Origin of the sequence: Microbacterium sp. K27 (assembly GCF_004794435.1) — a bacterium.
Lineage (GTDB): Bacteria > Actinomycetota > Actinomycetes > Actinomycetales > Microbacteriaceae > Microbacterium > Microbacterium maritypicum_A.
This window is the reverse complement of sequence record NZ_SSDK01000030.1, coordinates 26,484-39,614: the sequence shown is the minus strand read 5'-3', so window position 1 is coordinate 39,614 and position 13,131 is coordinate 26,484. Positions and strand designations below refer to the sequence as shown.

Genomic DNA, 13,131 nt, shown 5'->3' with positions numbered 1-13,131 from the left:
GAAACCTCGGAGCCGAGCGCCGCGGATTGACATCTGCGCGCGAACTCGCTGGCGACACGATGTCAAGACCTGCCGCATGGCTCCGACGTACCCGTGAAGAAACACCCAATCCACCGAGGAGGACACCGTGACCACGAACTCAGCCCCACGCCTCGCACACAGCGAGGTCCGCACCCTGCCTCGTTCGACCCGACGCCTCCTGCTCGCGGGGGCGGCCGCCGGGCCGCTGTTCTATGCCTCCGCTCTCGCGCAGATGCTGACGCGTCCCGGCTTCGATATCCGCCTCCACCCGATCAGCCAGCTCTCCACGGGAGACCTCGGCTGGATCCAGATCCTCACCTTCGTCCTGGCGGGACTGGGTCTGATCTGTCTGGCGCTCGGTCATCGAAGGGCCGTGACCGTCGGCCTCGGCCGCGCCGCCATCCCGGTCCTCGTCGCGATCAGCGGAGTGGGGTTCATCGCCGCCGGTCTCTTCCCGCAAGACCCCGCGAACGGCTTCCCGCTCGGGGCCGCCGACGGCCCCGCGGCCGAGCCCACGGCGGCTGCTGTCGTGCACATGGCGGCGGCGATCCTCGCGTTCACCGCCCTGGCGGTGGCAGCCATCGTCGCGCTCATCCGCGCCATCCGCGAACGGCGTGTGGCCGCAGCGATCGGGAGCGGCATCGTGGCGATCGCCCTCCTCGCTCCTGTCGTTCCGGACATCGCGAGCATCCAAGTGGCGGTCACGGGACTCTTCGCCTTCGGATGGTGCACCGCGACGGCGGTCTCCCTGCTGTGCTCGTCGCGGGCCTCGCTAGCCTGGACTCCCACCGACTCGAGGAGATGAGATCGTGAAGTTCCTCATTCTCGGCTACACGCCGAGCAGCAGTTGGGACGCCGCCACCGCGGATGCCCCCACCGAGGACGCGCTTGCCGCGTTCGCCGCGTATCAGAAGTTCGAAGCCGAGTTGCGTGCCAGCGGGGAGTTCGTCAGCACCGAAGGGCTCGGGCACCCGGCCATGTCGACGACCGTCCGCAAGGTCGACGGAGGAATCGTCATGACCGACGGTCCGTTCGCCGAGCTCAAGGAGGTCCTCGCATCGTTCGCCGTCATCGAGGTGTCGGGCGTGGAGCGTGCGCGGGACATCGTCGCACGTATGGTCGACATGCTCGGCGAGCCGATGGAGATCCGTCCCATCATGGGTGACGACTTCGCGTGACTGCCCGGCCTGATGCCATCGAGGACCTGCTGCGCACGGAGGCGCCGCAGGTCCTCGGGGCTCTGGTGCGTCGCTTCGGTCACTTCGACATCGCCGAGGAAGCCACACAGGACGCGCTGCTCGCCGCAAGCCGGCAGTGGCGTCCGGACGCGATCCCCGATCAGCCCCGATCCTGGCTGATCCGCGTCGCCTACCGCCGCATGATCGACACGCTGCGCGCCGAGTCGGCTGACCGTCGCCGCGAAGAGCAGTACGTGGCTTCTGAGCCGAACCCGCCCTCGTCGCACCTGACCCTGGCCGAACACGACGACAGCTTGAACCTCCTGTTGCTGTGCTGCCATCCCTCCCTGTCGTCCGCCTCCCGCATCGCGTTGACCCTGCGTGCCGTGGGCGGGTTGACCACCGCGGAGATCGCGCACGCCTACGGGGTGACGGAGCAGACGATGGCCGTGCGGATCAGCCGCGCAAAGCAGCAGATCCGCAAGAGCGGTGCCCGATTCGAGTTCACGTCCGATGACGACTTCCCCAGCCGCCTCTCCGCGGTCATGCGGGTGCTGTACCTGGTCTTCAACGAGGGGTACACCGTGACGACCGGCACAGAGCTCACCCGAACCGACCTGACGGGTGAGGCGATCCGGCTCGCGCGGCTCCTTCACGAACTCGTCCCCGGTGATCCGGAGCCGACGGGCCTTCTCGCCCTCATGCTGCTGATCGATTCGCGACGCGCGACGCGCTCCACCTCGAACGGTGACCTTATCCCGCTCCAGGACCAGGACCGCACGCGATGGGACCAGGAATCCATCAGGGAGGGATCAGACCTCATCCGTGCAGCGTGGTCTCGAGGGAACGTGGGCACGTACCGGCTGCAGGCCGCGATCGCCGCCGTCCATGCCTCCGCGCCCCTCGCCGAGCAGACCGACTGGACACAGGTCGCGGCTCTCTACCTGGCGCTCGAACAGGTCGAACCCAGCGGACCCGTCAGGCTCGCACGAGTCGTCGCCGTGGCACACGCCTTCGGACCCGCGCGGGCCATCGCCCTGCTCGAGGAACTGGATCGCGACCACGGGCTGCTCCAGCATCCCTTGACCCGGCACCGTGCCCACGCGATCCGCGCACACCTGCGCGAAGCGGAGGGGGATCCGAAGGCGAGAGAGGACTTTCTCGCCGCCGCCGAGATGACGACGAACGAACCCGAATCCCGCTACCTCTCCCGGAAGGCCCTCGGCGGCTGACGCCGCCTCGGTACAGCACTCCGTGCACTGGCACGGCATCGGGATCAGAAATGTGTCTCGATGAATCGCAGTCGGAGAGGCCAGACTCGCTCAACCGAGTGACATTCGGTGTCGTCTCCATCTGTTCCCGCTAGAAGTCGCCAGGCTGCACTCTCGCGCCATAGACGGGGTGGGTATACTCCCCGATCAACAGAATGGAACACTTAACATGTTACGTAATATTGATTCCGGGCCGACGCAGGGTTCCACGACGGCGGTGCGGGTCTCCGCCGCGGTCGCTCTGACGCTGGGTCTCGTCGCCACCTCGACCACGCCGGTCTTCGCCCAATCCCCGATGGGTCGCGGTGGAGCAGATGCCGCCCATCGCGCACTCGACGATCTCGAGGACTCGCTGGTGTGGCGATCCGACGCGAAGACCACCTATGGCGCCGTCGTTCCGGCCGTGAACGAAGCGATCCTCGCTCTGGACGAAGATCGCTCGAGGATCCCGCAGTACGAGAGCTTCAAGACGGCGTTGGAGCGGCTTCAGGTGGAATCCACCTATCTGCTCGATCTCGCCACGCAGCCCGGATACCAGCCGGGCGTGCTCGATTCCGTGATGTTCCTTCAGGGTTCGGTGGCGGAATGGCAGTACCGCGTGGCCTCGATGGACGACTCTCTGAAGAAGCGCGACAAGACCCGCCCGGCGCGAGTGGAAGGATCGCGCGCCGATGTCAGCGCTCAGACGCAGCCGGGCACGGTGTTCCGCGATCTTCCCGGCCTCCCGGAGATGGTCGTGGTGCCGAAGGGCGACTACGTTGCGGGGGCGACAGCCGAGGAACAGCAGATCTGGAACGTCCCGGAGAACCGGCGTGACTTCGAGACGCCCCAGCGCGACGTCACGATCAGTGAGGCACTCGCCTTCGGCACGACCGAGGTGACGGTCGGTCAGTTCAGTGCGTTCGTCAAAGAGACGAAGTATCGTCCTCGCGGTGGAGCTCGATGGTGGAACCCGCAGGATCCTTCCGCCATGCAGTTCAACGCTGCGCTGGACTACCTGAATCCTGGATTCCCCCAGACGGCCGATTCTCCCGTCGTCGCGATCACGCGTGAAGATGCGAACGCATACGCGTCATGGCTCAGTGCGAAGACGGGGGAAACCTATCGACTCCCCAGCGAAGATGAATGGGAGTGGGCGGCGCGTGGCGGTGCGACCACGACGTTCTACTGGGGTGACGACCTCTCTCGCGTGAACGAGTACGCGAACAGCTTCGACCTCTCGTCGAAGGAGACCAACGGATTCGGCTGGGACAGCACCGGCGTCGATGACGGCTACCCGTACACCGCGCCGGTGGCGAGCTTCGCGCCCAACGGGTACGGGCTGTACGACGTGACCGGGAACGCGCGTGAATTCGTCGCGGACGACTGGGTACAGGATCTCTCCGCCGCAGCGAACGACGGGAGCCCGCATGACGGCGGAGTACCGTTCCCCGTCGTGCGTGGGGGCGCGTGGAACTATCAGCCCCAGAATCTGCGACTGGACTATCGCAGTGCCTACTACTCGTCGGAGACCGCGACCAACATGTTCGGATTCCGCCTCGTGCGCGTGCTCTGAACGGCGACGAAGACCGTCCACCACATGCCGCGGAGCGTCCTCGCCGATCGGTCGAGGACGCTCCGTCGCGACGGGCGCGACCAACGACCGCCGCGGCCAGGCTCGTCGGGCTCGCCTGCTCCGGCAGAGTCCGCTGGTGCCGGCGGCCTCGCGTCGCCGACATCCATTCACGTGAATCCACTCCACATTTTGAGGCGTAGGCTGGAGTGAAGGACGGACCGTCCGAGAAGATCTCCCGGCACCGCGCCCGCCCGGAAGTGGAGTCACTCGTGGCTCAGTACGACGTCTCGAACCGCTCGGCGATCGTGACGGGAGCAGGCAGCGGAATCGGACGCTCGACCGCTCTCCTGCTGGCGAAGAACGGCGCATCCGTCGTCGTGAACGACCTGAACGCGGAGCACGCGAACGCGGTCGTCGAAGAGATCCGCGCTGCCGGCGGCACGGCAGAGGCTTCAGTCGGCGATGCGACGGATGCGGCCTGGATCGCTTCTTCCATCGAACTCGCCAACTCGCTCGCTCCCTTGCGCATCGGCGTCAACAACGCGGGCATCGGCGGCGCCAGCGCTCCGACGGCCGAGTACGAGGACGAGGCGTGGGACAAGGTCATCGCGATCAACCTCAACGCGGTCTTCCGCAACATGAAGGCACAGATCCCCTCGATCCTCGCGAACGGCGGCGGCTCGGTCGTGAACATCGCCTCGATCCTCGGCAGCGTCGGCTTCGCCGGCTCCCCCGCCTACGTCACCGCCAAGCACGGCGTGGTCGGCATGACCAAGTCGGCGGCGCTCGAGTACTCCGCCAAGGGCGTGCGCGTGAACTCCGTGGGCCCCGGTTTCATCGACACCCCGCTGCTCGCGAACATGGGCGACGAGGCGAAGGACTTCCTCGTGAGCAAGCACCCGATCGGACGCCTGGGCCAGGCCGACGAGGTCGCGAACCTCATCGCCTTCCTCGCCAGCGATGCGGCGAGCTTCATCACCGGCAGCTACCACCTCGTCGACGGCGGATACACCGCCCTCTGACAGAATCGACGCTCGGCCATCGGGACCCGATTCTCGATGGCCGAGCGTCAGAAGCGGCGACGCGAACCCCCCGGTTGCGTGGCCGCGCACCTCCCCGCCCGCGAGCTGCACTGCTTTGCCCAGGAGTGCATCGGCGAGGGAGGCGAGCTTGTCGTCAGGCGACGGCGTGCATCACCCTCGCGGAGGAACTCAGTGGCGTGAAGTCGATGTCGGTGAGGTCGAGGCCCCCGGCGCCGCTCGCCGCCGCCATCATCTTGACCAGCACCGGCCGCTGCAGCTCCACGTCGGCGTCGATCGTGAAGCGGACCGGGATCGAGGCGTGCATCCACAGCGTCTCGGTGCGCGTGTCCGACACACGCAGCGTGAGCGGGAACGACTCGCCGCGGCGAAGCTTGGTGACCGCCACGAGACGGAGGTGAGAGAGCACCTCGTCGTCGACCTCGAACGTCTGCGACTCTCCGGCATAGCTGAGCTGACCCATGACTCCTCCTCCGATTTATCTCTCGGAAAATAGATTACTAGTTTAGCTAGCTAATTGGAAGTCGGCTCAGGTCAGGTCCGAGATCTCCTCGGTGAGACGTCGCAGGAACCGTGAGATCACCGCAAGCTGGTCGGGTGTGAACTCGCTCTCGATCCCCTCGACCCGCCGCGAGATCTCGTCAGCGGGAGAATGCAGGTCACGCAACGACGGGCGCACGATCTTCGAACGCGCGTCCTGGGGATGGGTCGAGACGACCACCTGGCCCCTTTCCGCGAGTCGACGGAGCACCGATGTGACCGCGGCGGTGCTCACTCCCAGATGCCCGGCCAGATCCCGCGGGGTCACCGGACGATCGGCGGGCGCTTCCGCGATCAGACGCATGGCGGCACGATCGGTCTCGTTCGGCTGGCGCCCCGCAGCGAGCCGGCGCCCGAGCCGCGCGTCGGCACGGCGAAGCGCATCCACCTCCCGCGCGAGTTCCGGTGTCGCGATCTCCAGCCTCTGCCCCATGTCACCACTCCCCATCTCCGCCGCCCCATGTTACCTCGACGAGCTGATTACTGGACTGTCTAGCAAAATGTGCGATCATCAGGCGCTTCCGACGATGAGAGGATGGAATCACGACGAGAAGGGACGTCATGGTCGATCCAATAGACCTCAAGGATGAGAGATACGTCCGCTACGCCGACCTGCTCGACCAGCTGCACCAGCAGTTCCCCACAGCCGGTCGCGAGCGGATCGCGCGCATCATCACCGCGGAGAACGATGCGATCACGGGCGGGTTCCTGCTCGTCGTCCCCGCCGAGGTCGCAACAGGGGCTGTCGAGATGCTCGAACGCGAGACGGCGCTCAGCGCAGACGGCGGAGAGGTGGTCGCCTGATGAACGGCTCCCAGGAGTACGCACGTTCGGGCTACTGGTACCCGGACGGAGAGAGCGCCAGCACCGTCGACGTGCTCAACATGCTGCGACGCTACCGCGCAGCCGAGACCGCCATGCGCGCACGCACGCGCTCCTCGATGGGCATGAACGAGACCGACCTCATGGCGCTGCGATTCCTGCTCAGGGAACAGCGCGCCGGGCGGATCGTCCGACCGATCGACATCGCCAGGATGCTCAACATCTCGACCGCATCGACGACCACGCTCATCGACCGCCTGGAGAAGGGCGGCCACGTCCGCCGAGAGGCGCACCCCACCGATCGCCGCGCGGGCGTCGTGGTCCCGACGGTGAGCAGCGACGAAGAGGTGCGCGCCACCCTCGGCGCGATGCATCGCCGCATGCTGACCCTCGTCGACGAGCTCTCCGATCAGGAACGTGCCGTGGTCACCCGGTTCCTCGCCGGGATGACGGCCGCGATCGAGGAGGCGTCCGACCTCGACCAGGAGCTTCGCGACGTGATCCGCGACCAGGAAGGCTCCGAAGCCGCGGAGTGACGCCCTACAGCCCCTCTGCGATCTGCTTGATCGCGGCGAGGCGGCGGTCCCACTCGCGCCCGATCACATCGAGCCTCGCGGCGGTGGCGGAGAGCTCGGCGCCGACCACACGGAAACGCACCTCGCGCCCCACCGGCACCGGCTCGACGAGACCCACCTCCTGCAGGACGGCGAGGTGCTTCGCGATCGCCTGCCGAGACACCGGAAGGCGCCCGGCGAGGGCGGATGCCGACGCATCCCCCTCGCCGAGAGCCGTCAGGATGCTCCAGCGCGTCTCGTCCGCGAGCGCCGCGAACATGGGCAGCAGAGTCTCCGTGGTCACGCTTCGCCTTCCACCAGTGCGACCATCTTGTCGAGCTCCAGGTCCCAGCCGGTGCGGTGGGACTCGAGGTTCGAGTGCGGATCCGACGTGCGCTCGAATCCGCTCTCCACGACCGTGAGCCTGGTGCCGCCGTCGGCCTCTTCGAGGGTGAAGGTGAACACGGTCGAGGTCGACTCGTCGATGCTCTCCGGCAGCTTCCCGAGCGCATCGTCGTTGTTCCAGCGGTAGGTGATGCGTCGCGGTTCGTCGTACTCCTCGACGCGCAACGGGATCACGTCGTAGTCGGGGAAGGTCATCGTGCCGGTGGCTCCGACGCCCGCACCCTCCAGCACCGTGCGCCCGAACCAGCGGGAGATGTGCTCGGGCTCGGCCACCGCTCGCCACACCTTGTCGACGGGGGCTGCGATCTGGATGCTCCGCCGAACGGAGAAGGTCTCCTCATCGACGACGGATGCCTCGTTGTGGGTCATGTTCACCATGATGGGTCCTTTCGTGGTCACCTGCATGCCTCGCCGGCCGATCGGCCAGCTGCAACTCTAGAGTTGCACATGCGATCCTCTTGCGCAACCCCTGGGTTGCACGCAAGATCCCCAGCCGCACCAGGCGGCGGGAGCATTCCCGAATGCAGGACGAATCGCTGCGAGAACACCCTGCACCCGCCCTCCCGACATCCAAACGACACCCGCACCTCACGGAGGTCAGCTGTGCGGTCGGCGCTTCTCCAGGAACCCCGCCAGCAACACGGCGACGAGAGCGGCGACCGGGGCGACGAGGAGCCCGGCGCGCAGGCTCTCGTTCTCGGCGATGTAACCCACGAACGGCGGGGACAGCAGGAAACCGAGGCGCAGCAGCCACGAGACGACCGTGAGCCCCACGCCGGGCCGCAGCCCCGGCAGCTCGTCCGCGGCATGCATGGCCGCGGGGATCAGGGTGGCGATGCCGAATCCGACGGCGGCGAACCCCAGGATCGTACCGGGCACGGTGGGGAACGCGAGCGCAAGCGTCATGCCGGCCGCGGCGATGAGACCGCCGACCCTGGCGACCCACCGCTGCCCGAAGCGATCCGTGAGCGGATCGCCGATGATCCGGCCGACGAACTGCGCGCCGACCAGGGCGATGAAGCCGAGCGGCGCGATCGCCGCGGCAGCCCCGAGCGAATCGGCGAGGTACAGCGTCGCCCACGAGTTCCCCGCATCCTCGGCGACGGCACCCGCCATCGCGATGAGGGTCAGCGCGATGATCGCGATCACGGTGCGCGGGGTCACGCCGCGGCGCACCGCACCAGCGAGGTCGACGGGCTCCACTGCCGCCTCATCGGCGACCTCGTCGTCACGGCCAGGGAGGCAGAACCGCAGGGCGACGAGAGCGACCGTGGCGAAGACGGCCGTGGAGATGCCCAGGTGCACACCGAGCGGCAGCTGCAACGCGATCGCGACTGCGGCCATCGCGCCGCCCAGGACCGCACCGATCGACCAGATCGCGTGGAAGCCGTTGATGATCGAACGCCCGTAGCGCCGCTGCACCCGCAGGCCATGGGCGTTCTGCGCGACGTCGGTGATGGCGTCGGATGCTCCACCGAGGAAGAGCGCGACGGCGAACAGCACCCCGGACGGCGCGAGAGCCGCCGACAGCAACCCGAGGCTCGTGAGCACGGTGCCGATGACGGCGATGCGCGCCGACCCGAAGCGCCGGATCAGCACCGCCGCGAAGAGCCCGGCAGCGATGGCGCCGGCAGGGAAGGCGGCGATCGCGAAGCCGTAGCCGAGGTTGTCCAACCCGAGCGCGGACTTGATCTCCGGGTAACGCGGCAGGATGTTCGCGAACAGGGCCCCGTTCGTGAGGAACAGCGCGGAGACGGCGATGCGGGCGCGCCGGGACGCCTGATCCGGCACGGATCGTCGAATCGATTCGATTGAAGCCATGTCTACGATCGTACGGGGCGACGAGGGGCTCTGCCCACACGGAATCCGCGCCCGGCTCCACGGACGCCGACGGCCGCCTGCGCACCGCCCTCCTACAGACCGCCGCCGCACCCCGCAACCCCGTTCCGCGCGTCGGACGCCCGGCCTACGCTCAGGACATGCCCGAACTCACCCAGCCCACCGGTCGCGAAGAGACGCTGCGCGCCATCCCCCGCGACGACGGCTCCGCGCCGCGCGCCCTCGTCCTCGGTGCGACCGGATACATCGGAGGGCGGCTGACCCCGCGCCTGCTGAACGCCGGATACCGCGTGCGCGCGCTGGTACGGGATGCGGCGCGGGCGGCATCCTTCCCCTGGGGTCCGGACTGCGAGATCGTCGAGGGGTCGGCGGATGACGCGGACGCCGTCGCCGCGGCCATGGACGACGTCGACGTCGTGTACTACCTGATCCACTCGATGTCTGCGGGCAAGGGCTTCGAGGAGAGCGACGAGCGAGCCGCGACGACAGTCGCCGAGGCGGCGGCCCGCGCGGGCGTGCGTCGGATCGTCTACCTCGGCGGCCTGCATCCGGACGACGCGAAGCTCTCACCGCACCTGCGCTCGCGCGTGCACGTGGGCGAGATCTTCCTGCGATCCGGCGTGCCGACGCTCGTGCTGCAAGCGGGCGTCGTTATCGGATCGGGCTCGGCGTCCTTCGAGATGATCCGTCATCTCACCGACGTGCTGCCGTATATGCCCGCGCCGAAGTGGGTGCGCAACCGCATCCAGCCGATCGCTGTGCGCGACGTGCTGCACTACCTGCTCGGGGCGGCGCGGGTCGACACCGACGTGAATCGCGCGGTCGACATCGGAGGCCCCGATGTGCTGCGCTACGGACAGATGATGAACGGCTATGCGGTCGAGGCCGGGCTCCGGCAGCGTGCGATCGCAGCCCTCCCGGTGCTGACCCCCGGCCTCGCATCGCACTGGGTGAATCTGGTGACCCCGGTGCCGCGGTCGATCGCCCGCCCGCTCGTCGCGTCACTGCAGAACGAGTGCATCATGAAGGACCACGAGGTCGACGAGCTCATCCCCCGCCCGGCAGGCGGGCTGACTCCCTACCGCCGCGCGGTCGATCTGGCGCTCGGTCGAGTCCGGGGCGACACGATCGAGACGAGCTGGCAGGACTCCGAGGTCTCCGGCGCGCCCAGCGACCCCCTGCCGAGCGATCCGGAATGGGCCGGACGCACGGTCTTCACCGACTCCCGCTCGGTCACCACGAGCGCCTCCCCGGCGGAGCTGTGGCGCGTGATCCTCGGCATCGGCGGCGAGAACGGCTGGTACTCCTCACCGCTGCTGTGGGCGGTGCGGGGGTGGATGGACCGCATCGTCGGCGGCGTGGGCCTCAGCCGCGGACGCCGGAGCCGCACCGCCGCCCGCGTGGGTGACGCGATCGACTTCTGGCGCGTCGAGGCCGTCGAGACGACGGATGCCGGATCGCTCCTGCGCCTGCGCGCCGAGATGAAGGTGCCGGGCGAGGCGTGGCTGGAGTTGCGTGCCGTGCCCGACGACGAAGGCGCCCGCTACGAGCAGCGCGCGATCTTCTTCCCCCGCGGCCTGACGGGTCGGCTGTACTGGCTCGCCGTCCTGCCGTTCCACGGCGCCATCTTCGCCGGCATGGCCGCACGCATCACGGCCGCTGCCGAAGAGGCGAAAGAGGCGCAGGCATCCGTCGCGGCGACCGGCGATCCCGCCGATTCCGGCCGGCCCTCTGAGAAGGTGCCTGGTCCGGCGTGATCGCCTGATCTCCGCGCCGCTCCGCTTCAGTCCGCGCGACGCTGCTCCGGAGCGACCGCGGCATCCGGAGAGACGGGGCCGTCCTCCAGCGCCGCGTCGACGACCGCATCCACCTCGGCCGGCGGGATGATGTCGATCGCCTCGGTCGCGGCCTCGTACACCTCGGCGAGCGAGTCGTCGACGGTCGACTCGTCGATCCAGTCGAGATCGTCCTCGGAGTGGTCGTACGCGACGGGCACCAGCGCGAAGTCGTCGCCGTACTCCTCGAGTCCCGCCATGACGCTGTGCCGCACCGCGGCCTTGGCGTAGCGCTCGCGCAGGATCAGAGGATCACGCCGCAGGTCCTTCATGAACGCGACCATCATGAAGGCCATGATGATCGCGAACGGCAGCGCGGCGATGATGGTCACGTTCTGCAGAGACTTCAGACCGCTCCCCTCCTCGCCGGTCACGAGCAGCACGGCGGCGATCACACCCACCAGCACACCCCAGACCACTGCGACCCAACGCGCCGGCTCCGGCCTCCCCTGCTGCGAAAGGGTGCCCATCACGAGCGACGCGGAGTCCGCTCCGGTGACGAAGAAGATCGCGATCAGCAGGATGAGCACGACGCTGGTGATCATCGAGAACGGGAGGTTCTCGAGCACGCCGAACAGCACCTCTTCCGGCGGATCGACCGTGAGGTTCGCTCCGCCCATCTGCTGCTGGATCGCCGTGGTTCCGAAGATCGCGAACCAGACGAGCGAGATGGCGGACGGGACCACGATGACGACCGACACGAACTGGCGCAGTGTGCGTCCGCGCGAGATCTTGGCGATGAACATGCCCACGAAGGGCGACCACGAGATCCACCAGGCCCAGTAGAAGATCGTCCAGCTCGACAGGAACGTCTGAGCAGCCTCGCCCTGCGAGGCCGAGCGACCGATCATCTGCGGAAGGTCGCCGATGAACTGCACGGCCACCGAGGGGATCACGTTCAGGATGAGGAGGGTCGGTCCGACGAAGAAGACGAAGAACGCCAGCAGGAGCGCCACGACGGCGTTGATGTTCGACAGCGCACGGATGCCCTTCGAGACGCCCGACACGGCGGAGGCGATGAAGCAGGCGGTGAGCACGGCGATCGCCGCGATCAGCACGCCGTTGCCGAGCGGCCCCGCGCCGCTGACGATCTCGACACCGTGTCCGATCTGCAGGGCGCCGAGTCCGAGCGATGCGGCGGTGCCGAACAGCGTCACGATGATCGAGAAGATATCGATCGTGCGTCCGAGGGGCCCGGTCGTGCGTCCTTCGCCGAGCAGCGGGGCGAAGATCGAGGAGATGAGCGGGGTGCGACCGCGACGGAAGGCCCCGTACGCGATGGCGCCGCCGACGAGCGCGTAGAACGCCCATGCCTGCGGGCCCCAGTGGTAGAGCACCTGGGTCTGGGCCGTGTGCATCGCGTCGAGGGTGTTCGCCTCGACAGTGCCGGGCGGCGGGTTCTCGAAGAAGTTCAGCGGCTCTGCGGCGCCCCAGAAGACGAGACCGATCCCCATGCCCGCGGCGAACAGCATCGAGATCCACGAGAACATCGAGAACTCGGGCTCTTCGTCGTCACGACCGAGCGGGATGCGTCCGTAGCGGCTGAAGCCGACGAACAGCATGAAGACCAGGATGACCGTGGCGATGGTCGTGAAGAAGAAGCCGAAGTACTCCACCACCCAGTCGAGCACGGTGCGGGTCGTGCCGGCGAGGTTGTCGCCCGCGAAGACTCCCCACGCGATGAAGGCGAGGGTGAGGGCGACCGCGACGCCGAACACGAGCGGGTCGGTGCGATAGGTGCGCCCGGTCTCCTCGACCGAGACACCGGGCACGAGCGCCGGGTGCACGCTGCGGGGAGGGACGGCGGCGATGTCGCGGACGATCTTCCGTGCCGTCTCGGTGGCCTTGGCGGGGAGGCGGTTCGCTCCCGTACCGACGGCATCCGTGCGGGGGCGCGGAGGATTGTGTCCTGCGGAGCGTTCGTCGGGCTTCTCGTCAGGGGTCTCCATGGCATCCCATCCTGTCACGTGAGGTGGCCACGCACGGAGGCGAAAACCCAGACGACCCTCGCGATCCGCGGCGTGTCGGCGCACGGCACGCCGGACGGATGCCGGATGACCTGGGTTTCTCG

At 68.0% G+C, this 13,131-nt stretch carries 14 protein-coding genes; 8 read left to right on the top strand and 6 right to left on the bottom strand.

The window, feature by feature from the left end; translation table 11 throughout:
• Positions 1-127: 127 nt before the first annotated feature.
• The 5 genes from DW307_RS02995 (at position 128) to DW307_RS02975 (ending at position 5,047) form a co-directional block, all read left to right on the top strand.
• Complete coding sequence (locus DW307_RS02995) at positions 128-826, top strand: DUF998 domain-containing protein (RefSeq protein ID WP_240750466.1); 699 nt, start codon at positions 128-130, stop codon at positions 824-826.
• A 4-nt stretch (positions 827-830) separates the two neighbouring features.
• Positions 831-1,199, top strand: coding sequence for a YciI family protein (locus DW307_RS02990; RefSeq protein WP_136023887.1), 369 nt, complete (start codon positions 831-833; stop codon positions 1,197-1,199).
• Positions 1,196-2,431 (top strand): RNA polymerase sigma factor, encoded by a 1,236-nt coding sequence (locus DW307_RS02985; RefSeq protein WP_136023886.1) that lies wholly within the window; start codon positions 1,196-1,198, stop codon positions 2,429-2,431. Before DW307_RS02990 ends, DW307_RS02985 begins: the two co-directional genes overlap by 4 nt.
• A 208-nt stretch (positions 2,432-2,639) precedes the next feature.
• Positions 2,640-4,025, top strand: coding sequence for a formylglycine-generating enzyme family protein (locus DW307_RS02980; protein ID WP_136023885.1), 1,386 nt, complete (start codon positions 2,640-2,642; stop codon positions 4,023-4,025).
• Positions 4,026-4,294: 269 nt separating this feature from the next.
• The gene (locus DW307_RS02975) at positions 4,295-5,047 is read left to right on the top strand and encodes an SDR family NAD(P)-dependent oxidoreductase (RefSeq protein ID WP_029265225.1); all 753 of its coding nucleotides are present in this window, start codon (positions 4,295-4,297) and stop codon (positions 5,045-5,047) included.
• A 154-nt stretch (positions 5,048-5,201) separates the two neighbouring features.
• Here the strand turns inward: DW307_RS02975 and DW307_RS02970 are convergent, their stop codons facing one another.
• Positions 5,202-5,528: a DUF7882 family protein gene (locus DW307_RS02970; protein WP_136023884.1), complete on the bottom strand. Its 327-nt coding sequence runs from the start codon at positions 5,526-5,528 to the stop codon at positions 5,202-5,204.
• 66 nt (positions 5,529-5,594) lie between these two features.
• Positions 5,595-6,038 (bottom strand): MarR family winged helix-turn-helix transcriptional regulator, encoded by a 444-nt coding sequence (locus tag DW307_RS02965; protein ID WP_029260137.1) that lies wholly within the window; start codon positions 6,036-6,038, stop codon positions 5,595-5,597.
• 128 nt (positions 6,039-6,166) lie between these two features.
• Here DW307_RS02965 and DW307_RS02960 point away from each other — a divergent pair, with 128 nt between their 5' ends.
• Together DW307_RS02960 and DW307_RS02955 are read left to right on the top strand one after the other, a co-directional pair.
• Positions 6,167-6,409 carry a hypothetical protein gene (locus DW307_RS02960; RefSeq protein WP_021198421.1) on the top strand — a complete coding sequence of 81 codons (243 nt, stop codon included), beginning with the start codon at positions 6,167-6,169 and terminating at the stop codon, positions 6,407-6,409.
• Positions 6,409-6,963 (top strand): MarR family winged helix-turn-helix transcriptional regulator, encoded by a 555-nt coding sequence (locus tag DW307_RS02955; RefSeq protein WP_136023883.1) that lies wholly within the window; start codon positions 6,409-6,411, stop codon positions 6,961-6,963. The genes DW307_RS02960 and DW307_RS02955 overlap by 1 nt, the downstream gene beginning before the upstream one ends.
• A gap of 4 nt (positions 6,964-6,967) precedes the next feature.
• Here the strand turns inward: DW307_RS02955 and DW307_RS02950 are convergent, their stop codons facing one another.
• From DW307_RS02950 to DW307_RS02940, 3 genes are all read right to left on the bottom strand, one after another.
• The gene (locus tag DW307_RS02950; protein ID WP_021198423.1) at positions 6,968-7,285 is read right to left on the bottom strand and encodes an ArsR/SmtB family transcription factor; all 318 of its coding nucleotides are present in this window, start codon (positions 7,283-7,285) and stop codon (positions 6,968-6,970) included.
• Positions 7,282-7,764, bottom strand: a complete 483-nt coding sequence (locus DW307_RS02945) for an SRPBCC domain-containing protein (RefSeq protein ID WP_136023882.1) — start codon at positions 7,762-7,764, stop codon at positions 7,282-7,284. The genes DW307_RS02950 and DW307_RS02945 overlap by 4 nt, the downstream gene beginning before the upstream one ends.
• A 219-nt stretch (positions 7,765-7,983) precedes the next feature.
• Positions 7,984-9,207: an MFS transporter gene (locus tag DW307_RS02940; protein WP_136023881.1), complete on the bottom strand. Its 1,224-nt coding sequence runs from the start codon at positions 9,205-9,207 to the stop codon at positions 7,984-7,986.
• Between the two features lie 158 nt (positions 9,208-9,365).
• On the opposite strand from DW307_RS02940, the gene DW307_RS02935 reads away from it, so the two are divergent.
• The gene (locus DW307_RS02935) at positions 9,366-10,982 is read left to right on the top strand and encodes an SDR family oxidoreductase (RefSeq protein ID WP_136023880.1); all 1,617 of its coding nucleotides are present in this window, start codon (positions 9,366-9,368) and stop codon (positions 10,980-10,982) included.
• A gap of 26 nt (positions 10,983-11,008) precedes the next feature.
• Here DW307_RS02935 and DW307_RS02930 read toward each other — a convergent pair whose 3' ends face one another.
• A complete protein-coding gene (locus DW307_RS02930) occupies positions 11,009-13,009 on the bottom strand; it encodes a BCCT family transporter (RefSeq protein WP_136023879.1) in 2,001 nt (666 codons plus the stop codon).
• Positions 13,010-13,131 lie beyond the last annotated feature (122 nt).

What these genes read in the sequence shown, in the direction of transcription:
- DW307_RS02980 (WP_136023885.1), top strand. Translation starts at nt 2,640, where the DNA reads ATGTTACGTAATATTGATTCCGGGCCGACGCAGGGTTCCACGACGGCG.
- DW307_RS02970 (WP_136023884.1), bottom strand. Translation starts at nt 5,528, where the DNA reads ATGGGTCAGCTCAGCTATGCCGGAGAGTCGCAGACGTTCGAGGTCGAC.
- DW307_RS02965 (WP_029260137.1), bottom strand. Translation starts at nt 6,038, where the DNA reads ATGGGGCAGAGGCTGGAGATCGCGACACCGGAACTCGCGCGGGAGGTG.
- DW307_RS02960 (WP_021198421.1), top strand. Translation starts at nt 6,167, where the DNA reads ATGGTCGATCCAATAGACCTCAAGGATGAGAGATACGTCCGCTACGCC.
- DW307_RS02955 (WP_136023883.1), top strand. Translation starts at nt 6,409, where the DNA reads ATGAACGGCTCCCAGGAGTACGCACGTTCGGGCTACTGGTACCCGGAC.
- DW307_RS02945 (WP_136023882.1), bottom strand. Translation starts at nt 7,764, where the DNA reads ATGGTGAACATGACCCACAACGAGGCATCCGTCGTCGATGAGGAGACC.
- DW307_RS02940 (WP_136023881.1), bottom strand. Translation starts at nt 9,207, where the DNA reads ATGGCTTCAATCGAATCGATTCGACGATCCGTGCCGGATCAGGCGTCC.
- DW307_RS02935 (WP_136023880.1), top strand. Translation starts at nt 9,366, where the DNA reads ATGCCCGAACTCACCCAGCCCACCGGTCGCGAAGAGACGCTGCGCGCC.
- DW307_RS02930 (WP_136023879.1), bottom strand. Translation starts at nt 13,009, where the DNA reads ATGGAGACCCCTGACGAGAAGCCCGACGAACGCTCCGCAGGACACAAT.